The organism is Spirochaetae bacterium HGW-Spirochaetae-1, from assembly GCA_002839375.1.
In the GTDB taxonomy this organism is placed as follows: Bacteria; Spirochaetota; UBA4802; order UBA4802; family UBA5550; genus PGXY01.
In genome coordinates this window covers 102,141-123,998 of sequence record PGXY01000006.1, presented here as the reverse complement: position 1 = coordinate 123,998, position 21,858 = coordinate 102,141, and the positions used below count along the sequence as shown (strand labels likewise).

Sequence of the window (21,858 nt, the reverse complement as noted above, 5' to 3'; positions counted from 1 at the left end):
ACCCGTATGTCCTGAATTCTATTCAAAAAGCACGATTCTTCCAACTCTCTTCTTGCTGCGAAATTCGGTGTCGATATATTCCTTTTCCAGCTTTGTAAATTCCGATGCCTCCTCGTTGTTCTTCAGTATCTGCCTGTAAACCGTTCCTTCACGCGGAATAAAATAAAGCCGCCTCCGGAAATCTCCACCCAGGTCGCTCCGCTCCACGTGAATATTCTCCAGGGTAAAATACTCATGGATAAACCGGATGTTGGCCTCAATCAATTCGGTCCCGACTCCGGTGCCGGCATATCCAGCCCCAAAAATCTTCGCTTTGACGAATTTCCTGTCACCGCCCTGTTTAACCAATTCGCCCATCAGGTACTCCATGCTGGTAATACCGCTCCGTGCGATCTCGCTCATGACAATCCCTTCCGTACCTATACCGCCGGGCACGATAAAAAGCCCCATGCCGCCGATACCCCGCATCTTGTCGTAGAGACAGACGCAGAGGCACGACCCCGCCACCGTTCCCATGACGCAATCATCTTTCGTAGCGAAATAATCACCGGGATACAGTATATATAAGGGCTTATTGAATTTGCTGCTATCACTTTTAATCATCGATTGACTGCCGGAATTCCATTCTTGCCCACAGATCAGGCTTTAAGAAATTTCTGCACTACCTGGACAAGGTCCGCAGGCTGGAACGGCTTGACTATCCATCCCGAAGCTCCCGCTTCCTTACCCTCTTTAATCTTAACGTCCCCCGATTCCGTTGTCAGAACTATCACCGGTGTGAACTTGTCCGTCTTCTTGAATTCCTTGATAAAGGCTATGCCGTCCATCTGGGGCATATTTATGTCGCAGATACAGATTGCCACATCGCCGCCCTGGGATTTTATCTCTTTAATTTTTTCCAGGGCGTCTTCCCCGTTTTCCGCATGTTGTATGGGATATCCCATTTTCTTCACTGCGAATTCGACACTGATTCGTATTGTCGGTGAATCATCAATTATCATGATATATTTATTATCCATCGAGTCCTCCCGCTGAAATAGTTCATTGCCATTCCTGTTATATTATGTAATACCATGTCATGTTTTTAAACCGCAGATATGCATCTGTTTCTTAATCGTATCTGACACGCCTTTAAGCTTTATCATCTTACCGCTCCCCCGAGCCTCACGGCCTGCCGCGATGATAACCTGCACGATGGAAAGGTCCACCCTCTTCACCCTGGAAAAATCAATCATTACTTCATCGGCGGCATCCAGTTCCCTGACAAAATCATCGTAGAATTTTTTCACCTGTTTTACACCGATAAAATCGCTGTCAATTTCCATAAAAACTCCTCCCTGTTCCCTGACAGTATACACAGAATTCATTCTCAACAGCCTGCCTGATCAGCGGCTCAACGATTCCCCAGTTCTTCGATTAATCCGAAGATATCGATGATCAGGGCGACCCTGCCGTCACCGAGAATTGCCGCGCCGGAAACGGCCCGGCTGGCCGTAATAAAATTATCCAGGCTTTTGATCACTATCTGCTGCTGCCCTACCAGGTCATCGACCAGCAGACCGATACGCGACGTATTGGACTCAACGATTACAACGAGTCCCTCCCAGGGATCATGGCAGCGTGATTCTATTTTGAAAATATCGTAAAGCCGCACGAGGGAAACATATTCTCCCCGAACCTGGATAACCTCTCCCTTGCCTTCAACGGTTTTGATGCCGTCCTGTTTGGGGCGTATAGACTCCACGACTGACAGGAGCGGGATGATGTAGATATAATTACCGATATTCACCAGCATACCGTCAATGATCGCCAGTGTCAGCGGCAGCTTTAACCGCATGGTCGTGCCCTGGCCCTCTCTGGACCGGATTTCCACGTTGCCGCGCAATCCTTCGATATTCGTTCTCACAACATCCATGCCCACGCCCCTTCCGGAAAGATCTCCCACCTTCTCGGCCGTGGAGAAACCGGGCATGAACAAAAATGACAGTATCTTTTCCCTGCTCAGGTCATCATCGGGCTTGACAAGTCCCATTGCAATGGCCTTTTCCTTTACCCTGTCGACATATATTCCCTTCCCATCATCGATAATCTCGATATATACGTTGCCTTCCTGATGGTAAGCCTTAAGCACGATAGTTCCCTGCGCGGACTTCCCTGCCGCTTCACGCTCCCGGGGACTCTCGATCCCGTGATCGATGGAATTTCGTATCATGTGCTTCAGGGGATCACCGATTTTTTCAATCACGGTTTTGTCGAGCTCGGTCTCCCCGCCTTCGATTACCAGCCTGATATCCTTCCCCAGGGAATGCGAGCTGTCCCTGACGAAACGCTTGAACTGCTCAAAGGTGGGGCCGATGGGTATCATCCTGATTGACATGATCTGTCCCTGGAATTCCCGGGTGGTCCTGTCCAGGGCATAGAGGGCGTTTTTGAGTTTAAATCCCGACTCCTCCTCCATTTCCTCGGCAATCCGCATCAGGCTCGACTGTCCTATCACAATTTCCCCCAGGAGGTTCATGAGATTGTCCAGCTTTAACGTATCGACACGGATTGTGGTTGTTTCAATTTTTTTCTTTAATTTTTCCTGGTCTTTCAGGGCATCGTTTATCTGTTCTTCCGTTGCGTATCCCTTATCAACTATTATGTTCCCAAGTTTTTTATTCACGTCGTCCTGAAAGGCTATGACCTCTTCCAGTTCATCTTCAGTGAGTATCCCCTTCTTCACCATGATTTCACCGATTTTTATTTCATCGGTGGTGACATCGAGCTCCTCGTTTTCATAAAAATCAAAGGTAACATCCTTAATCTCAATTTCGTTGTCATCTTCAACGAAGAGGAAAACCGCCTTGATCTTGTCAATCGGCTGGTCCGATTTGAGGACAATGTCCCAGCCCAGGTAACACTTTTCAGGATCAAAATCCCTGAAGAGGGGCAGTTTTTTTTTGTCGACGCGCCGGGCGATCACTTCACCCAGACCGGCCAGGTCTTCCATGAGAATCAGCGGATCAATACCGAACTCGAATATATCTTCCCTGAACCTGGCTTTTATATGATAATAACGCAGACCGTGATGCATATCCTGCCTGCTTTTTTGTTCCTGCTCCTTTTTCTGGGGCTTCACTGCCGTCTTGCCAAGGATGTGTGTTATGCGGTTGAGAAGATCAATACGTTTTTCATCGTGGTCGCTCTTTTTCTCCTCGGACCCGAATATCTCTGTCTTGACCCAGTCAATGCTTTCCAGTACCACATCGATGAGCGCATCATTTATCGACAATTTCCCCGATCGGACTTCGTCAATGAGACTTTCCACCCGGTGCGTGAACTCATAGACTCCGGTGAGACCTACAATGCCCGAACTTCCCTTTAACGTATGAAAGGACCGGAACACGCCATTGATGATTGTCTCATCCCGGGGATTCTCCTCGAGATTTACAATATCGGATTCCAGGTTGGTAATGATTTCCCTGGCCTCTCCCATGAAAACATTCAGAATATCAGTTTGTCCCATGGCCCAGCTCCACTTTTGTGATCATTTTTTGGATACATTTAAGTCATGCGCTATTCATACTTCAGCAGGATCAGTAAAAAAATGGTATCATTGAAAACATGATTAATCAATAAAAAAAAGAGCTTTCAGGATAATGAAAAATTCCAGCATTGATTCAGTCATATTTCTATATTATTTTTTAATAGTTCTTAGAATAGAACGAAAACACCATGCAATCGCGTAATAAGAGGATATACGGACGGATATTGATTCCAGTAAACGTCATACGACATAAATACTTAATAAATTGTACTTGCGCGATTCAGGGAAAATGATAGCAGGAGAATACTTTCGGTATTTACAAATGAAAAAATTACATATCCATATAATTACCGCCGTTATGACGCTCCTGTTTACAGCTGCCATGATGCATCAGGACAGCCCGGCCGTCGCCAGGATATATCAGCAGGTCGACCGGGAAGGCAACATAACCTATTACAACACGCCGCCATGGGAGGGAGGAAAACCCGTCACCAAAAATCTCTCCAGCAGGTATGATTCCCTCATTGAACAGGTCGCATCGGAAGAGAAGGTGGACCCGCTGCTCATCAAATGCATTATCAAGATCGAATCGGACTTCAGGGCCGATGCCGTTTCCGTGGCCGGTGCCATGGGGCTCATGCAGCTCATGCAGGAAACGGCGGACTGTTACAAGGTGAGTGATCCCTTCGATCCCGGCCAAAATGTCCGAGCGGGAGTAAAACATTTCAGATCCCTTCTCTCTTATTTCCAGAATGATATCCCCCTGGCCCTGGCCGCATACCACGCAGGCCTTGGCCGCGTAAAACGCAGAATGGCCATTCCGCCCATTGATTCAACCATCCACTATGTCAACGCCATTATGCGCCTTTACCGGGGAAGCTCCGATTACTCCGACCAGGTAAAACGGCTTTATAAAAAAATCGACAGCGAAGGCGACGTTATCATCTACAGCCGCTGATCACGAAAAAGCACGGCGAATCTTTTTCATATTTGCTTGACAAAGCCCGCTCCAGGAGCATATCATTCACGAAGAAATCACTCAGGAGGCATCGCATAATGAAAAGAATTCCGGTTCTGGTTCTCATACTTCTTATTTCCATCACTCCGGGCTGCAAGAAAAACAGCCCCGATTCGGACGAAATCTCCCTTGCTAAAAAATATGCCCGTTATTCGACACCGGTATACAAGGACAGGGAGCTTAACACATGGCTCGCCACGCTTTCTAAAACCGAATCAGTCGATCTTCTCGCCCTGGAGAAGGTGCTTATCAAAAATAAACCCGTTGAGATAGCCTCTGTCAAACTCTCCGACGACAGCAAGGGATTCGTGGCCGCCGCCAACCTGGCGGACAGGCCCCTGGTATTCATTGAAGATACCAAAGCCCATGTACGGAACAATGAAGGAAGCAAAGTTGAAGCCACGATTCCCCGGGGAACCATCGGTTTCATCATGGAAGAAAAGGGTAACTGGGTACAGGTATACGTGGGCAAAATAGGAGAAAAATATATCACAAAACAATGGGTACAGGGCGGATTCAGTACCGAAACCGCTCTGATCCTTGAGGCAAGGACCTACGAAGAGGCCTGTTCCGTTCTGGCAAAAAAGAAAACTGAAGTTAAGCCGGAACTATGGGAAGAGGCCCTTGAAAAGCTGCAGAACCTGAAATCATCTTCCTCCATTTTCGCCGGGCTTGCCTCGGATAAAATGGCCGCCCTGGAAGGCAAAGTCGCTGTGGAGGAGGAAAAAGAAGAAACTGTCGGTGGCGACAATACAGAACATACAGAGGGGGAAAATATGCCCTGAGTGGGCTCGTCCGGCCAGTTATTACCGACACCTGCGGCACGCCGGTTAAGATAGCGTTTCATTGCCCCTCTTCCAGGCGCCTGTGTTCGAACCGCCATTCCCCGTCAATAGTAACAAGGCCATAAACGCCGCTGCTGACGGGGCCCGGATTGAACAGCAGGGGTTTTCCGGGAAGAAGGAATTTTTTATGCGTATGGCCGAAGAAGATAAAGTCAGCCGCGCTCTTTCGGCCTTCACGCAGAATATCCTCATATCCCTGATGCAGCCGGAACAGGTCTCCGTGGGTCACCATGATGCGCCGGTCCCCCACATCGTGGAAAACGACCTGCTCCATGTCTGTTACGCGTCCCATATCGACATTGCCGGGAACCCTGACAACAACCGCCTCCAGGGGAATCCCGGCGTGAAAAAGGTCCCCCACGCCGTCACCGCAATGAATGAGCATGTCAAAGGGATATTCATGTTCCACTATTCGCCGTAGCGCATGAAGATTGCCATGACTGTCGGAAACGACAACGATCCTGTAGCTCATCCTCGCGACAAACGCCCCGTCAGCCCGTATACTTGATCATCATGAGGGTGCAGTCATCGATGGAGATTGTATCATCACCGGAAAGCATATCCCTTATCCGGCTGAACTTTTCCAGGGCATCGGTCCCCGTGTCTTCCAGGGCCCGCATGAATATGTCTTCGTCTATTGTATTCTGAGGATTTTTCAGCAGATCAACGACTCCGTCGGTATAGATCAGTACCCCGTCACCGGCCTCCAGCCTGATACTGCTGTCGGCGTAGACCGCGTCCTTTATGGGCCCCAGGAAGGCACCATTGCCCTGCAGTTCCTTTATTCCCCGCGTGTTGACAAGATAGGGAAGCGGGTGACCCGCGTTGCAGTAGACCATTTCCGCTGTGGCCCGCACAAGACGCCCGCAGAACATGGTAACGAATGATTCCAGGGGAAGGTTTTCGCTCAACTCCCTGTTCATAATGCTCATGATACCGGCCGGGTCATCGCTATCTTTAATCGCGTTCCGGAACACCATTTTCACGATGGCCGTGTACAGGGCCGCCGATATGCTGTGACCCGAGACATCGGCGACAAAATACAGGATATCGCCGTTCCTGAAAATTACATAGTCATAGAGATCACCGCCGATATCGGAGAGAGGCCTGGACCATATATTGATGATGAATCTGTCGGTAGCCACAAGGGGATCGGGGAAAAGATATTTCTGCAGCTTCCTGGCCATGAGGAGTTCAACCTTCATGAACTCATTGAAATTGATCATATCGCCGATATGCAGGCCGTTTTCAATTCTTTTCAGCATGACTTCAGTGTCTTCCGGTTTTCTGATGAAGTCATATACTCCCAGGCGGTATGCCTCGGCCCGATGTTCCGGGTCGGAGCTTCCCGACATCATGAGTACGGGAACATGCGTCACGTTTTTTTCCCTGATGGCCATGAGGAAATCGATTCCGTTCATCCCGGGCATGTTCATGTCGAGAATGATGAGATCCACAGGACCTGACTTTAACAGCTCCAGCGCTTCCCTGCCGTTGGATACGGGGATAATATCGTACCCGGCAAGAGAAAGCACTTTGTGCAGCATTTTCCGTACGAGCTCTTCATCGTCAACAACAAGGATTCTTTTGGGCATACACCGGTCCGGTTAACAATAATTCAATAGGTATCCGTACAAGTATAACAGGAATAAAACGAATACGTCAAGATGAATTTGCGAGGTTAATCTATGATACGGGCTGAAATTTCCTTCTTTCATAGAAGAACATCGCCCATGCCAGAAACGATACGATCAGCAGGTATACCACGGTATTGAAACCCAGCTGTGAGCCATCGGTTCTTCTCTGCAGGAGGAGCTCCAGGTATTTCTTTTCATCGGGGATGAATTCCTTGCCTTCATATACCTTGTTATCAAAATATATGAGCGAGTTCTTGATCTTCATACCGTCTATATCGAAATGCTCATAGAGGGCGAAAATCTGGGGATTTCTCAGGAGGATATAGGCCTGCCGGTAATTGTCCTGCATGTTGTTTTCACTGTTAAGGAGCGAATGAATACGGGGCTCTACGGAAAAACGGGAATATGCCGAAAGAGACGCGGTGATGAGGGCAAGCGCGAGAGTCACGATGGCGAAATAAAAATAGAGTTTGGTGTCGTTGAATATAGTCATTATTTTTTTTCCTGAAGGAGAGTTATGATATTCTTTTTCTCATAGCCAAGGTCCGTCAGGACCAGGTCATTTTCCTCGATAAAATTGCCCGACGATGATCCTTCACTGACCAGCTGTTCCCTGTTTATCTTCAGCAGATCAAGGAGAGGCCCGATTTCCGCATCGGTCCGCACTACCTGTAAATCCAGGATTCCCGTATCAAAGGGAAGGATTACCGGCACTTCAAAGGGAAAGGAGTCCACGGCCTTTTTCGTCTCGGGATCAATGAGACGGATTGTTCCTTTCATATTGAGAAAAGCCACGCTATTGTTCTCATTGCGTATACCGCCGCTGAAATGGACAGTGTACACTTCCTTGTTATCCTGAATGGCGAAGTCGATTTTAACACTTGGCGAGGCGACATTTTCCGGTTTAACCGTACAACCCGTAAAAAACAGCACAACAAGGGCGAATAGTGCGCCTGAGAGGAAGGCAGTATTTTTTTTATCCATGATTTGTTTTAACTTCCGGCTTTAATTTTTTTTACAATACGCTTTACTGTAATATTAAAATGAATCCGTCAAGAAAAATATATGGCTTGACAAAAGATTAATTCCCCGCTGTAGTATTCCGCTTCAGGGGTACGGGACCTGTCCTGGTCCACCACCCTATCAAACCAGAAGGGAGATTTCACATGTCACAGAACCGGAAAACACAGAAAAATATATTCACCGCCATGGCCTTATTTTCAGCCCTTGCATTCGCCTTTGTTATGCACTTTGCACCCGTACTGGAAGGAAAAGAGACCCCAGGGTCGGCCAATACGAACAGATACAATGAAACAGCCCGGTTTCTTGCCGGCAGGAGCATCGATAAAGCATCATCGCTCTATTCCTATACACAGACAAAATACTACAAGAATTATACCCGGCAGCTCAATGACGGGTGGAATAAATTTCAGAAACCCAATCTGAACAGCATGACGGCCTGGTGGAAACGGTATGCACCGGCCAAAGTCGAAAAAAATGTCCTCTACCCCTTCAGCGGACCCGACATCATGAATGTTCTGGCCTTTTTCCCCAACAATGAAACCTATACCATGTTCGGCCTTGAACTGCCCGGCATAGTCCCGGACCCGTACGACATCAGTGAGGATAAAATCCGCGCCGGACTCCTGGGTGTGATGAATTCCCTGAACAGCATCCTCAATGTCAATTTTTTCAGAACCAGGGGCATGGAAAAGCAACTTGGCAATGATTCCTTCAACAGCATCTGCGGCCTCATCATGATTTTCCTCATACAGAACGACTGCGACATAGTGAGCGCCCGCACCGTTGCCATCAACGCGAAGAGTGAACTGGTGGCCGGAGAGAAATCCGACGTGAAGATCACCTGGCAGAACCCCCCGGCGTCAAAAAGAATCCCCGGCGTGGAAATATCCTTCCGAAAGGGAAACGGACCGGTACAGGTTATCCGTTATTTCATGCTGAACGTCATCGATTACTCGCTGGGGAAAAATTCACCGAATTTCATTCCCTATATCGATAAAGGCGCCCCCTACATGACCTTCATCAAGTCGGCCTCGTACCTCATGCACAACGACGACATTAAATTCACGAAGATCAGGGCGGCGGTCATCGCCGACTCTAGCTTTATCGTTCAGGATGATTCGGGCGTTCCGCTGCGGTACCTGCCGGCGGCGAAATGGGACCTGGGTTTCCACGGCGTCTATGACAAACCCATTGCCCTCTTCGCCAACAGGGGCCAGAAGGACCTGAAGGAGGCCTTTGCGAAACAGTCCACGGGCGTGCTTCCCTTCAGCTACGGCTACAATGCAGGCAAGGGACAGTCGAACCTCATGACGGCCAGGAAGAAGTGACCTCACCCCCCGGCCCCCTCTCCCACGGGGAGAGGGGGCGGTGGTGGGGAAATACTGTTACTGTACACAGAGAGTTTTATTCCACATGTGACAATTCATCGATAAGTGCTTTCTCAACAAATTTATTCAAAGACATATTCATTTTCGTTGAAGCTACTGCTATTTCTCTATGAAGTTCCGGAGAAATCCTTAGATTGAATTTTCCTGAATGTGGTTTCTCGGGATTTACACCCTCTTCTTTGCACCATTTTATATTATCATCAATTGAGCCTTTAAATGCTTTTTCTATTTCTTTCACGGAAGTTCCCTGGAATGTAATTACATCTTTTGTATTTATTACATCACCATGAAATATCTTCGCATCTGAATCATGGTTTACTATTCCAATATATCCTTTATATTCCATCATGGTTTTACACCTGCGTTTTCCAGAAATCGTTTTATTGATGCCACCGCACCTATCGATATCAATAATGCTGCGATGTCCTTCCACTGAATTGATGACGAGGTGGTATCACTTTCAAGTTTTTTTCGACCGGCACAGGATGTGCCAAGCTTTGTTATATGCTGTTTTTTATTTTATTTATCAGTTTTATTTTTAAGAAAACGATCTATGTCTAAAATTTTTAAATCGGAATGTTTACTGATATTAATAAAGTCCTTGTCGAAAGTTACCAGTTGTATTTCGTTTCTGATGGAAGCACTTGCTATTAAAAAGTCAATTGATCCGGCAATTATTCCTTTTGATCTGCATTTATTACTTAACTCGGAAGCGTAAATGTAGTCATTCTTTGTAATATCTAAGTATGCAAAATCATCCAGAATATCTTTTATCTCTCTACATAATTTTTCATTTGAGATGCCGGTTAGAATTTCCTGAAGAATAATACCTAAAATAACAATTTCATCATCATTTTCGATAATTTTTCTTACAACAGTTTCTGATGAATTTACCGTATTCTTTTTTCGACGAAGCGCTTCCGACCATACTGATGTATCAATGATAAATTTTGTCATCTATTTCTGGATTTTTTGTAATCATAGTCTTTATCAAAATCAACTTTATTTAGAAATTTCAACATGTCTTTTTGTCTATGCTTCTGAATATACTCCTTAAGCGCAACGTTTACCGCTTCCTTTTTAGTTTTGAAATTTCCCAGTTGATAAACTTCATCTAACAGTTTCATATCTATATTTAAATTACTTGCCATGTGATTAACCTCTGGGGTAAATTTACACAATGTTATGTGTAAAGTCAAGAAGAATAATGGTGCACTAACGGGGCTTGGAGGGGGAGGTGCCAGTGTTCAGTTTATTCTAGAGGCTCGTTAGCCGACGTTTTTATTTATATAGATTCAAGGTAATTTATTGCATCTTTTGCCCATATTACCTTTGTTGTTAAATCTTCCATATTTGCAATTTGTAAGGCTCTATTGAACAAACGTTTATCATGAGTTATAAATGTATGTGCTTTTAAACCAAATATTAGATGGTTGCTATCAGACAATTTACTTTCTATCGTTATTGATTTTTTATCTTTGTGATAACCCATCATTTCTAAAAATGTATTAAGACCTGCTTCTTTATAGAACTGACCACCCTTTTGATATTGAAGTGAACTATCCACAATACTATTGAAATCATGTGTTTTAGTCCATTTACCAATTTCATCATTAATTTTTTTTATCAATTCGTCACCCACTAAACTGTTCAATTCCTTAGGACATAAATTTAATTTATTTCTTTGAAGTTCAAATGCTCTTGTATTAATTTCAGTTAAGTTTCTAGTTATTAACATCAAACTCCCAATCGGATTATTTGGATCGTAAATTGTTTTTATATGAATATCCTTAAATTTAATTCGAGATTGTTTCGAAATTATTCTAGTAAATTTAATTGTTTGAAATTTCATAAAGTAAAATATCAATCTATATAGAAATCTTATAGAAAAACCATATTCTTCTTTTTCTTCTTTCTGATTTAAATAGTATTGGTAAGGATGTATTTTTTTAAAATAATAGTTATTATCCCTATAGTCAAAATACCATAGAATATTTTTAGTAATTTCTGATAATGTTTTTATCAAAGCAAGGATTCGATGCTCAGAATCTTGTATTGAATCAGAATCTCTATATAATTCACTAAGATGTTCTGCTGTATAAGGGCATATTATTTTTCGTTCTTCCTGTAAACTTATTAATAGATTTTTCAATTCAATAGGTAAAATACCATCATGTAAATGATTAATAACATTCCAATCCAAGTATATGATTTTAACTTTTATATCCATAATGCAACAAAAATGTCATCCAACATTCCCAGCATATGCCACATTTTTACCGCAGCGTTGCAGAGGAGGAAATGTGTTGGAGGCCGAGGATTAAAGCGATATAGCGCATAACGCCGCGATATATACTGTTGCCCCTTTTTTTTAATGTGCTAAATCTTAATAAATATAATATTTATTAAGATTCTCATAATTTTACAGAAATTTTTTTTCCGTTGAAAAATCTGTTACAATTACTCTAGAGGTAGCATACATCACTTCATCAGTAAAGATGCTCTCCATTATACGAATCACCTGTTCTTTAATTTCCACATATCTGCTATCAATAATTTCACAAAGAAGTGCGTCGTGCATTGGTATTAATATTTTAATTCCTTCAATATTAATAATTTCTTTAATGCAACGCTTTAGAATCCGTGAACCTGTTGACTGTATTATATGATTCACAGCTGATGTTTTAATTTTCCAATCATTATTTGGTAGAAACTTTCTTGTATAAGTTTTATCAACAACAGTATATTTCTTTAATACATCATCCAAAATACTTTTTTTCCATTCTTGTAACTGTTGAAAACCGTTTAAAATATGAATAACCCCGTCAGGATTGAAATTGTTATTTTTTTTAAAATAGTAATGTAATGATTCTGGTGACATTCCATATAATAACATAAGGATTGAAATTTTTACATCCTTTCTTCTTTCAGGTTCATTATAAACTTCAGATGCAATTTTAGAATACATATCTCCTGAATTATAATAGTTTATGAAATTTTTATCGTTTGATAGACCTGCAGCGATGCCAGGTTCATAATTTCTAAAATCAAAATATGTAAGTGTATGATCATTTTGTGCTAAAAATATATCTCTTTTTGATTTCTTTAAGTACTGTGTACCGGGGCTTGCAATAAATATTCTACCACTACTACTGCCAATTACATCATATTGTGGGTATATATATGGGATATCATCCGTAGAATAATGTTTAATCAGATTTGCGTAATCAATACGGCACTCTTTAACTGTAGTTATTGATTCAATTCTGTTATCAGAAGTATTAATCACTTGAATTAAACTAGTAATTTCTTCTGTCTTTTCAAAATCTTTATACTCAGAAAGTATAAGTTCGTCTATTTTTTCATCAGATAAATATGAACTCGAAATATCAAGATTATAATTTTTTTCTAAATACAATAATGCAGAATATTTTTGAAAATTCATATCAAAAAGCTGTTTTTCAATTTTATTTTTATCAACCATAATTCCATTATATTGATTCATTAAAAAATAATTATCAATAAAATATTCAGTTTCGAGCCAAGCCAGTTTATCTAATGAATTTTGGGTATATTCGGTAAGAAGTTGATCATATACGTTTTTAACCGCATTTAATAAATTTGTTTTTTGACTAAAAAGAATTTTACTAAATTCACTCCACGATAACTCACTATTTTCATATTGTTTCAGGTTGGTGATTACAGAAGGTGCTATATATTTTCCAATGATTTCAGATTTACGAAATTTCCATTTTTTCGGCTGGTCACCCTTAGAATAGTATATTGTTAAAGCATATAATATTTCAAGTCTTCTTTGAGTTGAGTTAAATGGAATGCTTAGATTTCTAAATGAATCAATAGTATCAGTGTACCCTAAAGTGATAATATTATCTGGGAAACGTAAACGCCTAAAATCTCTGATAATACGAACTTTATTATTAATTAAAGTTAATGCAAATGGAATCGCTTCAAGAGAGTTGTTGAAAAATAATGCAATATTAAGCATAGTTTTTTAACTCTTGAATTAATTCTCTTTGTGTGATTCGCTCATGTTCTTTTACATAGAAGAAGTTATCATTCAGAGAAAGTTTATAAAGATTCTGGTGTTGACCTTTAAAGTCCGGTAATATTTTTTCTGAAATAATATTTTGCAGTAGAACATCCGGTTTAATTTCTGATAGTGCAATTATTAAATGTCTTTGAAAAAAATGTGAATTATTTATTGATAGTAAATTGATGATAGATTTTTTTGCTTTTTTGTTTAAATATACAGCTGAGATACCCCTAATATTATCAGGAATGTTGATATCATTTAAACAAGCTTTACAATAATTATCCAAAATTTTTGATTTATAGGATTGCATAATAAGAGTTTTAATAATTGTATATACTGTCCATTCATAAGTTAAATTATCAGGCGTTACAGCCCACTTGACAAGATCTTCTTGTAATCTTTTAAAAGGCCCAATTGCTTTTACTAAAGCACATATTTTATCAGCAGAATCTGGTCTTGCAGAAATAACTCCGATTAATTTATTTGAAATCTCTTCTTTAAATTTTTTTGGTACTTTAATATCTTTTGCATTTAAAAATGTAATTATTCTATTAGAGTAAAAACGAAATTTTCTTTCATTAACTTTACTCTCATCAATATATTTAATAACATTGTTATAAATTATATTAAACGACTCGATTACGTACTTTCTTTTTCCGCTGTTGAACAATGATTCAGTTTTTTTTGCCTCTAAATCCGTTTCACAACAAAAATTTGTATGTTCGTTGCTCCCCGGAATTAAAATTTTTGTTTTACTGCTATTTAATGATAAGCCACATTTTCTTAATTCTTCTATAATGCAAAGCATATAGCGGTTGGCATCCGCTCTAGTATTAGCTATAATCCGTATATCATCCATATATCTAAAATAAATTGCATCATCTAAGCATTTATCAAGTGGTCTCATGTATATATTTGCTAAGAATGAAGATATATCTTTATTCTGAGGCAAGCCTCTTTCCCCATCGAATGATATTTGTTTTAATATTGCGTATATGGACTCTATTGCATAAATACAATTTACAAAGTCTTCGGATGATAGGTTTGCATCAGATGCCGAGTTTATTAATTCGATTCGGAGTCTGTTGATATTTATATAATCAAAATAATTTGAAATATCTGTTTGGATTATATGCTTATTTATTCCAGAAACCCTTGTATAGTTTTCAAATTTATTCCATTGTTCAATCATTGGTTTGAATAACATTTTATCATCTAAATTTTTCCGATGGCCTAAAACATTAAAGGGAAGCGAACGATCTAAATAACGAATCAATTGAATTCCAAATATATGATATGCCAATCTATCTAATGGACATAATTCTAATGTATATCTGAATGCACCATTTTCTTTTGGGATATTAAATAATATTGGATTATCTGCTAAATAGATTCCTTTTCCACTTCTAATCTTATCGTTTATTATATTTGTTATATTATTGATGTCATTAAAAATATCATCAAAGTTTTGAATGTCACAAAACCAGTCATCATAGATATCTTTTTTTAAAAATTTAATGGCTTTCTTAACTAATTCATTGTTCACACTGTACATATAAATCCTTCTATTCAATTATCCCTCAATGATCAACAAAAAGTGGGGGAGCAATTGCATAACGTATTGCTTACTTGACGTTGCGGCGGTCTTTTGCCGCAATGTGGCGAAGTCCAAGCGAGGTACTCCGAGCGCCGCAGGTAAGCTTTGTTATGTGTAGTGTCCGACGTCTTACATGTAAGTCTCAAATTAATAGAATTTATTTTAAACTTATTTTTAGTAAAATGATCGACTAAGAATGATTACTGAAAAAATACTTGCAATAGTCATCATAATAGAAATTGAGATTAGCATTTTTATAAGCTTGAGTCTTCTCGACTTTGCTATTATTTTGTATTCTAATTCTTTTAGTATCATTGCATATGACTCATGTTCAAGATCGTATGGCTCATCTCTCCAATAAACATCTTGAATTAAAAAATTATTTAGTTGCAATGTGTATAAATAACAAAAAGCCCAAAGAAAACCAGACATACCTAATGTCATGCTTACTACGAAAGACATACTATTTGGTTCACCAAACCATTTCCCAGTTATAACAAGAGCCCAAACAATTGTAGACATTGTAATACTTGTTATTCTATATTCTCTAATTTCTTTATTCATTAATTCAAGACGCTGATTCCAAATTTTCCATTGTAAATTTGAAGGGATATAATATTCTTTTTCAATCATTTGATTAATCCTTTTTTTGGTCTTTGATTGATTAAATAACCAGCCAAAACGGAACAACCAAGTCCGATTAAGCCTGTTATAAATGCTGGCAAATAAGTTTTTGCATTAATGTATCCCCCACAGACACCAATAAAAACGCTACCCATTGAAAATAAAATTGTTCCGGGAATAGAATTTTGTCCAACCGTTGATAAATATTCATTATCTTTTTGTAAAATTATTTCACTTTTTTGAAGGGCAACAATTTGTGATTTTGCTTCATCTAATTTTTCTTTATAATCGTTTAAATTTTTTTTTAAGTCAGAGTTTTCTTTTTCAAGGTGATGACTATGCGTATATACATTGCTAACTCTAGTAAGAAAAAGCATAGGACTTGTTCCTGTCTTAAAAATATCACCTAAATCAAGGTTTTGTGCGTTATCAGGATTAATCCCGAGATCTTGAACAAGTTCTCGCATTGGTGCAGATAATTCGTTTTTTTCGTCACTCATGATTCATTCCTTTAATAAAATTATGGGACCACTACCGATTTGCGAATCAGAATAATAAATTCAAGTCGGACATTACACATAACGTTCCCGGCGTATGCGACGTTTTGCCGTAGCGTAGCGAAGGCAAAATTTGGCGAAGCCCAAGCGAACGCAGTGAGCGCAGCGCATGACGCCGTGTTATATGACGTTGTCTCGCCATTTTGCCATATAGTTTCCGAAGCCATGGATGGCGTAGGCATATAATATTTATATTATTGTGTTATTAATTGTTTTCATTTATTATATGAAATATTATTTTTTCATTATTTGAATTAGCAGTATAATAATTTTTAATAGTTTTAATATCATTTTTATATGTATTATAATAGTAATCTATACGATCAAAATCTGAGCAATGAGTTGTATTTTCTATTTTTTTTGTTCTTTTTGTTTTCTGGATATTCTCTACTACAATTTTTAAATTATTGCCATCACAGAAATTGACTAAATCTCCATCACATAAATAATTTTGTGAATCCTTCGTCGATGAAATTTCATCATTACTAGTAAATTTATTTGAATAAAATTCAACACAAATTGTTTTGTTTTTATGCATACAAGAAAATAGTCTTTTATCTTTATTATAGGAATATCTACTAGGTTCTTTGCATGATATAATATTAAAAATTATTAAGGGTAATAAAATTAAAAGAATAAACCTAAAATTCATTTTTAATTCCTCATATTGCCGCCACGGATGGCGGCTTTTTATAAAGTTGGCGAGACAATGTCATATAACAACCCTCATCCGCAATTCGCATTAACTCCATAAACCAAATCACCCTCAATCCATCCCCACAAACTCCATTATTCAAACATAGGATTTAACTCTAATAAGTCAACCCCGATTTCATCTGATGTTACCCATATTATAAAAATATCCACTGCCCCCGATGCAGCCCACATCTCCTGTCGACAGGCATATCTACTGTATAATACGTATCCCCTTCCCAGATATTAAAACAATTTCCCTGTTGTAATAAAAAAAACCATGAACACCCGCCGATACCGAAATTTCCCGGCCAGATCCCGACCATGCTCCTCCGTTCTTCCTCCGTTGCTTCTCCGTTGCTCGTTCCATAATGCTCCTGTACCGGTTTTAAAAAGCGGAGCCCGGGGAAAAAAAACTCAAATTTTCCCCTGACCCCGGAAATTTTTTTAACAGGTATCATTTCGGCACGTATTAATAACAAAGGGCATAACGGACCCGCCGAGGGTTTTAAACATATATGATTCAGGCTTGCATTCGATCTTTGAAAACTTGAATTTTATTGTCGCAGAGAAGCAAAGGACAGCGAAGGCATGGACGCCTTCGCTGCTGGGCTGCACGCGAGGACAAGCCAGGATGGCGTCCGCAGTGTGCATGGAGAGAGTTTCCTGATACAGAAAGACCAAGCCCCTCGCGGCGTTTGAGCGAGCGCCCTTTTTTCGCCTCTTTTTTGTGGCGTGACAAAAAAGGGGCAAAGGGCCCTGTCCCGGCCCCAAGGGACACCCCCACACGGCAGAGGGCCCCTGCCGCAATCCCCGTCCCGGGAAACCGGAACATCCATCACCCAACCGGTGATCCCGGCTGAAAAAGTTCGCAAAGGATTATTCCGGAAAAATTATTCGGATAATACCCGCAAACGAACGCCTTCCGGCACGTATCAAATCCCCCGCTCCGCGCGCCCCTTTAGTAAAGGGCTCACCGAAACAAGCCATAAGTAATTTGGCCTTGCCTGGCTACTTCAAACACAAGCTCGGCGCAAGTCCCGACTGTATAATTGCCGATGACGAGATGATCACCGTTGTGAACGTATTTACTTATAGCTTCACTTGCAGTCATAATTTTTTTGCGTGATTCAGACATTTTACCTCCTTTAAACATTATCTTATCCTAATTTTTTATAATCTCATCATTGCATATCGATGTTAGAAAAAGAGCATGGTCAAAGCTTCGGCGATACAGGCAGGTTTTTCCTGACCTTCGATTTCAAGCGTATGATTTTGTTTTATAAGCAATCGGTTGCCCGGTTTTTCCTCTATTGTCGCTAATACGATACGATCACGCATTTTTGCGCCGGATACCACGGGATTGATAAATCGAACTTTATCCAGTCCATAATTGATTGAGAATTTCATACCTTCAAGTATCATGGGCACCTGATAGTTGAAAAAAGGGAGAAGGGAGAGGGTAAGATACCCATGAGCAATTGTTGTCCCGAACGGACCCTTTGCCGCTTTTTCCTCATCAACATGCACCCACATGTGGTCCATTGTACTATCTGCAAATTGATTAATTTGATCCTGCGTAATTTGAGTCCATTCAGAGAGAAAGATTTCCTTTCCGATATAACCTTCTACTTTCTTTAAAGCTATTGAGGCTGACATATATAATTCTCCTTGTGAAATTATTATTCTGAGATTACAGCTACATTGGCCATTGGCTTTTTTGTATATTGAACAAGATATACTGCGGTAATGGATATGCAACCGCCTATCAAAGTAGATGTTTCAGGTATTTCTTTCAAAAAAATCCAACTTAGAATGATTGTGCTTGTCGGCACCAGAAAAGTGAAAACACTCGCTTTATGAGGGCCAAGTAGCTTTGCTGCATAGAAATAGACCGCTGTAGCTAAAACGGACGAAAACAGGGAGAGATAGATCATGTATGCCCAGAATGAAATGGTAACTGGAAAGAGATCACCAATCCCAATGGGTGCTGCAAATAGGAACTGTAAAATAGCGGAAAATCCATTTAAATAAAAACTGAATACCCAGATGGATACTTTTTCCTGTGCTTTTTCACTATTAATTGTTAGGCCTGACCATAAGAATGCGGAGATCAAAAAGAAAAGATTGCCGGTTCGCAGAAGTTGTTCTAAGTCGATTGACCAGATTCTTAGAATAATCAGAGTCCCAGCAAAGCCCATGATAAGGCCGGACGCTTCAAGCAAATGAATCCTAATCCTGGATAAGAACATTGTTGCCGAAAAAGTGATAATCGGTATTAGTGTATGGACCAGTAAGCCGCCAAGTCCGGCAGACCCGCGCGCAACACCCAGGAAAAAAAATTGGCTGTAAACGGTATAAAACAAACTCCCTATGATTATCTTTTTTATTGTTTCATTATCTATTCGCAGACTTTTCCGAAATAACAAGACCGGCGGTACGGAAAAAAGAAAAGCGAGTAAAAACCTGACAAACGCAAGTTCCTGAAAATTAAGATCATGAGAAACTGCTTTCCCGCATACCCATGCCCCTCCCCATGTCGTCATAGCCAGAATCATTAGTATTTGATTTTTCACTCTCACTTACCCTCCTGCGACAAAGGAAAAAATGAGTATGCTATCACCATCAACTAAACTTGTTTTAGAAACATTCTCAGTCGGAATGACTTCTCCATTACATTGTATCACATACTTTTTTATATTGCGAAGTTGCTTATAGAGATCAGGAGAGACAAGTCCGGTCTTGCGTGAAACACGCAGTAAATCTGATGGGGAACAACCTTGATCTATGGTGACCTTGTGGAGAATATATATATATTCTCCACAAAAAAACCCGATGATCTTCAACTCGACCGAAATCCGAGGTTGCGATGTTTTGGGGAAAAAACATGTCATTTGTATATCTCATTCGCAATATAATCGAGGCCAAGTTCACTGAGTTTCACTTTGGTTGGAGCTCCGGTATTAACATCCCAATCCATGCTGCCTAAAAAGTCGTCCTGGAGAGATTTAATATCAAGTTTGATTCCTCTCATCGGTCCCGCTTCCAAGGGCGGATTCCCACATGCTCGATCTGGCAGAGAAAAATCACGACGCGGCACTATTCCATGTTTTACGTTGAACGATTGGCGGATGTTCTGAATGCGTTCGCCGATTTTCAAATATTCTTCCGGTGAAAAGGACCATCCTGTCGCGGCGTTAGTATACGCGGGAACGTCTAAATTTCCCCCCATTTGCACGCCAAAAAGACATATGCCAGCTCCATTGATGAACTGCATGTATTTACTTGCCGTGGACAACAGAATGTTTTTGTCTTTCGTGTTCCTATACTTACTTTTCACCGTTGATAGCCCCGCCGGTTTTGGAAGTTTTTTAAATATCCGATGGAGAGCGAACATTTCAGTCCATTGGTAACCGTGGTTTGTATGCCTGCCTGGCGTTGGTTCCAATGAGTATGATACGGCGAAGCCGGGATCATATCGTGAATCATGCATTGGAAGTTCCTGTCCCCCCGCATGAATCGCAAAACGCTCGCACCCTTTGCCGATGCGTTCCGCAGCCTTACGGGTTCCGTCTGCCAGAATATCGCCAATTCCCTCACGACGCGACATCTTCTCAAGCAGTGCAAGCGCCGCCTCGGAGTTTCCCCAGGCAAGATCCAAGCCACCGGTATCTTTCCTGGTAATGATTCCATGCTCATAGCACTCCATCGCAAAAGCGATCGTAGCGCCTGCTGAGATTGTATCAAAGCCTGCTCGGTTACAGAATTCATTCAATCGATATATGGCATTCATGTCGTTGTTGAGCTGGAGCGCTCCGAATGCGCAACAGGTCTCATATTCAGGTTTGTGTGTTTCTTGAAGATTAGCTTCGTCCACACGAAGGATGCTCCCGCATCCAAGCGGACAGTTATAACAATGATATTTTTTTATCTCATGATCGATTATTCTCTGCGGATTCAGATTGTTGGCGTGTGAACTGATCGGGAAGTCCCGGAATCCGGCCCCCCTCCAGTTCTTAACGGGAGAATCACCATTCTCTGACGCAAGTACATTTGACGCTATGGTGCCGAATCGACCCATAGCCATTTTAACGAGGTCGCCGCTCTGCGCCATGGCAATCGGCGACACTCGCATAAACCTTCCAATGAAACTCAGCCCGCCAGAAGATATTATATTGGGACCTTTTTTAAGCCATTTACTAAAATTTTTGTTCAGTGCCTTAATTTTATCCGGATTATCAACAACGACCTTTGCCTTGCCCGCGAGGGCTACCGCCTTTAGATTCTTTGATCCCATTACGGCCCCTAGACCGGAACGTGCTGCATATCTGCCATGGTCATTTGATATGCCGGTGATGAGCGATTTCTTTTCGGCTGCCGGTCCAATGACGGCGACACGGACCTGAGGAACCGCAAGTTCGGCAGTAATTATCTTTTCTGCTTCTATCGCATCAGTTCCCCAGAGGTGCGCTGCATCCTTAATTTCGACCTTGCCATCGATGATGCAAAGGTAAACCGGCTTGGGTGATATACCCCGGAAAAAAATTCCGTCGTAACCGCAGCGTTTAATTGCCGGCGAGAAGGTGCCGCCGCAATTGGCATCTCCCCATCCACCGGTGAGCGGGGATTTGCCTGCAACCATCCATCTCCCGCTAAACCAGGTACCGGTTCCGGTAAGCAATCCAGACATGAATGCGAGCACATTATCCGGTCCCAGGGGGTCGGCATCCTTGGGAATGCGTTGGTAAAGAAGCAATGCGGCGAGTCCGATTCCTGATGTTACACTGCGGTATATTTCATCAGGAATTATTTCCTCTTCGATTGAAGCATTTGTCAAATCAACGACGAGTATTTTCCCCATATAGGATTTTCCCATACGTTTCACCATTTCCT

The 21,858-nt window shown here is 41.2% G+C and carries 26 protein-coding genes; 3 read left to right on the top strand and 23 right to left on the bottom strand.

Translation table 11 applies throughout. The annotated features are described in order from the left end of the window. Nucleotides 1-18: 18 nt before the first annotated feature. From CVV44_12670 to CVV44_12655, 4 genes are read right to left on the bottom strand one after another with little or no spacing between them, the layout of a single operon-like run. Nucleotides 19-603: a hypothetical protein gene (locus CVV44_12670; protein ID PKL38016.1), complete on the bottom strand. Its 585-nt coding sequence runs from the start codon at nt 601-603 to the stop codon at nt 19-21. Between the two features lie 35 nt (nt 604-638). Next, the gene (locus CVV44_12665) at nt 639-1,019 is read right to left on the bottom strand and encodes a two-component system response regulator (GenBank protein ID PKL38015.1); all 381 of its coding nucleotides are present in this window, start codon (nt 1,017-1,019) and stop codon (nt 639-641) included. A 57-nt stretch (nt 1,020-1,076) separates the two neighbouring features. Continuing rightward, nucleotides 1,077-1,367 carry a hypothetical protein gene (locus CVV44_12660; GenBank protein ID PKL38014.1) on the bottom strand — a complete coding sequence of 97 codons (291 nt, stop codon included), beginning with the start codon at nt 1,365-1,367 and terminating at the stop codon, nt 1,077-1,079. 26 nt (nt 1,368-1,393) lie between these two features. Then, on the bottom strand, nt 1,394-3,508 hold the full coding sequence (locus CVV44_12655) for a chemotaxis protein CheA (protein ID PKL38013.1): 2,115 nt from the start codon (nt 3,506-3,508) through the stop codon (nt 1,394-1,396). A gap of 310 nt (nt 3,509-3,818) precedes the next feature. Here CVV44_12655 and CVV44_12650 point away from each other — a divergent pair, with 310 nt between their 5' ends. Next, nucleotides 3,819-4,487, top strand: coding sequence for a lytic transglycosylase (locus tag CVV44_12650; GenBank protein PKL38012.1), 669 nt, complete (start codon nt 3,819-3,821; stop codon nt 4,485-4,487). A gap of 98 nt (nt 4,488-4,585) precedes the next feature. Then, complete coding sequence (locus tag CVV44_12645; GenBank protein PKL38011.1) at nt 4,586-5,332, top strand: hypothetical protein; 747 nt, start codon at nt 4,586-4,588, stop codon at nt 5,330-5,332. Nucleotides 5,333-5,390: 58 nt separating this feature from the next. Here the strand turns inward: CVV44_12645 and CVV44_12640 are convergent, their stop codons facing one another. From CVV44_12640 to CVV44_12625, 4 genes are all read right to left on the bottom strand, one after another. Then, on the bottom strand, nt 5,391-5,864 hold the full coding sequence (locus tag CVV44_12640; GenBank protein ID PKL38010.1) for a hypothetical protein: 474 nt from the start codon (nt 5,862-5,864) through the stop codon (nt 5,391-5,393). Between the two features lie 19 nt (nt 5,865-5,883). Then, nucleotides 5,884-6,987, bottom strand: a complete 1,104-nt coding sequence (locus tag CVV44_12635; GenBank protein PKL38009.1) for a hypothetical protein — start codon at nt 6,985-6,987, stop codon at nt 5,884-5,886. A gap of 91 nt (nt 6,988-7,078) precedes the next feature. Then, entirely contained in the window at nt 7,079-7,522 is a 444-nt protein-coding gene (locus CVV44_12630) for a hypothetical protein (GenBank protein PKL38008.1), read from the bottom strand. Continuing rightward, nucleotides 7,522-8,013 carry a hypothetical protein gene (locus CVV44_12625; GenBank protein ID PKL38007.1) on the bottom strand — a complete coding sequence of 164 codons (492 nt, stop codon included), beginning with the start codon at nt 8,011-8,013 and terminating at the stop codon, nt 7,522-7,524. The genes CVV44_12630 and CVV44_12625 overlap by 1 nt, the downstream gene beginning before the upstream one ends. 182 nt (nt 8,014-8,195) lie before the next feature. On the opposite strand from CVV44_12625, the gene CVV44_12620 reads away from it, so the two are divergent. Then, nucleotides 8,196-9,380 (top strand): hypothetical protein, encoded by a 1,185-nt coding sequence (locus CVV44_12620; protein PKL38006.1) that lies wholly within the window; start codon nt 8,196-8,198, stop codon nt 9,378-9,380. A 76-nt stretch (nt 9,381-9,456) separates the two neighbouring features. Here CVV44_12620 and CVV44_12615 read toward each other — a convergent pair whose 3' ends face one another. The 15 genes from CVV44_12615 to CVV44_12545 all read right to left on the bottom strand — a co-directional run bounded on the left by CVV44_12615 (nt 9,457) and on the right by CVV44_12545 (nt 21,853). Next, nucleotides 9,457-9,789 (bottom strand): toxin-antitoxin system HicB family antitoxin, encoded by a 333-nt coding sequence (locus CVV44_12615; protein PKL38005.1) that lies wholly within the window; start codon nt 9,787-9,789, stop codon nt 9,457-9,459. Between the two features lie 170 nt (nt 9,790-9,959). After that, nucleotides 9,960-10,397, bottom strand: coding sequence for a VapC toxin family PIN domain ribonuclease (locus tag CVV44_12610; protein PKL38004.1), 438 nt, complete (start codon nt 10,395-10,397; stop codon nt 9,960-9,962). Then, a complete protein-coding gene (locus tag CVV44_12605) occupies nt 10,394-10,591 on the bottom strand; it encodes a DUF2191 domain-containing protein (GenBank protein ID PKL38003.1) in 198 nt (65 codons plus the stop codon). Before CVV44_12605 ends, CVV44_12610 begins: the two co-directional genes overlap by 4 nt. A 134-nt stretch (nt 10,592-10,725) precedes the next feature. Beyond that, nucleotides 10,726-11,670 (bottom strand): hypothetical protein, encoded by a 945-nt coding sequence (locus tag CVV44_12600; protein ID PKL38002.1) that lies wholly within the window; start codon nt 11,668-11,670, stop codon nt 10,726-10,728. Between the two features lie 192 nt (nt 11,671-11,862). After that, nucleotides 11,863-13,446, bottom strand: coding sequence for a hypothetical protein (locus CVV44_12595; GenBank protein PKL38001.1), 1,584 nt, complete (start codon nt 13,444-13,446; stop codon nt 11,863-11,865). Beyond that, nucleotides 13,439-15,049 carry a hypothetical protein gene (locus CVV44_12590; protein PKL38000.1) on the bottom strand — a complete coding sequence of 537 codons (1,611 nt, stop codon included), beginning with the start codon at nt 15,047-15,049 and terminating at the stop codon, nt 13,439-13,441. Before CVV44_12590 ends, CVV44_12595 begins: the two co-directional genes overlap by 8 nt. A gap of 216 nt (nt 15,050-15,265) precedes the next feature. Further along, a complete protein-coding gene (locus CVV44_12585; protein PKL37999.1) occupies nt 15,266-15,724 on the bottom strand; it encodes a hypothetical protein in 459 nt (152 codons plus the stop codon). Continuing rightward, entirely contained in the window at nt 15,721-16,215 is a 495-nt protein-coding gene (locus CVV44_12580) for a hypothetical protein (GenBank protein PKL37998.1), read from the bottom strand. The genes CVV44_12585 and CVV44_12580 overlap by 4 nt, the downstream gene beginning before the upstream one ends. Before the next feature lie 262 nt (nt 16,216-16,477). Further along, complete coding sequence (locus CVV44_12575) at nt 16,478-16,810, bottom strand: hypothetical protein (protein PKL37997.1); 333 nt, start codon at nt 16,808-16,810, stop codon at nt 16,478-16,480. A 313-nt stretch (nt 16,811-17,123) separates the two neighbouring features. Continuing rightward, nucleotides 17,124-17,426 (bottom strand): hypothetical protein, encoded by a 303-nt coding sequence (locus CVV44_12570; protein PKL37996.1) that lies wholly within the window; start codon nt 17,424-17,426, stop codon nt 17,124-17,126. After that, a complete protein-coding gene (locus tag CVV44_12565; GenBank protein PKL37995.1) occupies nt 17,413-17,619 on the bottom strand; it encodes a hypothetical protein in 207 nt (68 codons plus the stop codon). Before CVV44_12565 ends, CVV44_12570 begins: the two co-directional genes overlap by 14 nt. 546 nt (nt 17,620-18,165) lie before the next feature. After that, complete coding sequence (locus tag CVV44_12560) at nt 18,166-18,624, bottom strand: enoyl-CoA hydratase (protein PKL37994.1); 459 nt, start codon at nt 18,622-18,624, stop codon at nt 18,166-18,168. Between the two features lie 23 nt (nt 18,625-18,647). Continuing rightward, nucleotides 18,648-19,547 (bottom strand): hypothetical protein, encoded by a 900-nt coding sequence (locus tag CVV44_12555; GenBank protein PKL37993.1) that lies wholly within the window; start codon nt 19,545-19,547, stop codon nt 18,648-18,650. After that, entirely contained in the window at nt 19,548-19,859 is a 312-nt protein-coding gene (locus CVV44_12550) for a hypothetical protein (GenBank protein PKL37992.1), read from the bottom strand. Beyond that, on the bottom strand, nt 19,856-21,853 hold the full coding sequence (locus tag CVV44_12545; GenBank protein ID PKL37991.1) for an aldehyde ferredoxin oxidoreductase: 1,998 nt from the start codon (nt 21,851-21,853) through the stop codon (nt 19,856-19,858). The genes CVV44_12550 and CVV44_12545 overlap by 4 nt, the downstream gene beginning before the upstream one ends. Nucleotides 21,854-21,858: the final 5 nt, after the last annotated feature.

Coding starts and splice junctions, on each gene's coding strand:
- CVV44_12670 (PKL38016.1), bottom strand. CDS start 603: ATGATTAAAAGTGATAGCAGCAAATTCAATAAGCCCTTATATATACTG.
- CVV44_12665 (PKL38015.1), bottom strand. CDS start 1,019: ATGGATAATAAATATATCATGATAATTGATGATTCACCGACAATACGA.
- CVV44_12660 (PKL38014.1), bottom strand. CDS start 1,367: ATGAATTCTGTGTATACTGTCAGGGAACAGGGAGGAGTTTTTATGGAA.
- CVV44_12655 (PKL38013.1), bottom strand. CDS start 3,508: ATGGGACAAACTGATATTCTGAATGTTTTCATGGGAGAGGCCAGGGAA.
- CVV44_12650 (PKL38012.1), top strand. CDS start 3,819: ATGATAGCAGGAGAATACTTTCGGTATTTACAAATGAAAAAATTACAT.
- CVV44_12645 (PKL38011.1), top strand. CDS start 4,586: ATGAAAAGAATTCCGGTTCTGGTTCTCATACTTCTTATTTCCATCACT.
- CVV44_12640 (PKL38010.1), bottom strand. CDS start 5,864: ATGAGCTACAGGATCGTTGTCGTTTCCGACAGTCATGGCAATCTTCAT.
- CVV44_12635 (PKL38009.1), bottom strand. CDS start 6,987: ATGCCCAAAAGAATCCTTGTTGTTGACGATGAAGAGCTCGTACGGAAA.
- CVV44_12630 (PKL38008.1), bottom strand. CDS start 7,522: ATGACTATATTCAACGACACCAAACTCTATTTTTATTTCGCCATCGTG.
- CVV44_12625 (PKL38007.1), bottom strand. CDS start 8,013: ATGGATAAAAAAAATACTGCCTTCCTCTCAGGCGCACTATTCGCCCTT.
- CVV44_12620 (PKL38006.1), top strand. CDS start 8,196: ATGTCACAGAACCGGAAAACACAGAAAAATATATTCACCGCCATGGCC.
- CVV44_12615 (PKL38005.1), bottom strand. CDS start 9,789: ATGATGGAATATAAAGGATATATTGGAATAGTAAACCATGATTCAGAT.
- CVV44_12610 (PKL38004.1), bottom strand. CDS start 10,397: ATGACAAAATTTATCATTGATACATCAGTATGGTCGGAAGCGCTTCGT.
- CVV44_12605 (PKL38003.1), bottom strand. CDS start 10,591: ATGGCAAGTAATTTAAATATAGATATGAAACTGTTAGATGAAGTTTAT.
- CVV44_12600 (PKL38002.1), bottom strand. CDS start 11,670: ATGGATATAAAAGTTAAAATCATATACTTGGATTGGAATGTTATTAAT.
- CVV44_12595 (PKL38001.1), bottom strand. CDS start 13,446: ATGCTTAATATTGCATTATTTTTCAACAACTCTCTTGAAGCGATTCCA.
- CVV44_12590 (PKL38000.1), bottom strand. CDS start 15,049: ATGTACAGTGTGAACAATGAATTAGTTAAGAAAGCCATTAAATTTTTA.
- CVV44_12585 (PKL37999.1), bottom strand. CDS start 15,724: ATGATTGAAAAAGAATATTATATCCCTTCAAATTTACAATGGAAAATT.
- CVV44_12580 (PKL37998.1), bottom strand. CDS start 16,215: ATGAGTGACGAAAAAAACGAATTATCTGCACCAATGCGAGAACTTGTT.
- CVV44_12575 (PKL37997.1), bottom strand. CDS start 16,810: ATGCATAAAAACAAAACAATTTGTGTTGAATTTTATTCAAATAAATTT.
- CVV44_12570 (PKL37996.1), bottom strand. CDS start 17,426: ATGATACCTGTTAAAAAAATTTCCGGGGTCAGGGGAAAATTTGAGTTT.
- CVV44_12565 (PKL37995.1), bottom strand. CDS start 17,619: ATGCACACTGCGGACGCCATCCTGGCTTGTCCTCGCGTGCAGCCCAGC.
- CVV44_12560 (PKL37994.1), bottom strand. CDS start 18,624: ATGTCAGCCTCAATAGCTTTAAAGAAAGTAGAAGGTTATATCGGAAAG.
- CVV44_12550 (PKL37992.1), bottom strand. CDS start 19,859: ATGACATGTTTTTTCCCCAAAACATCGCAACCTCGGATTTCGGTCGAG.
- CVV44_12545 (PKL37991.1), bottom strand. CDS start 21,853: ATGGTGAAACGTATGGGAAAATCCTATATGGGGAAAATACTCGTCGTT.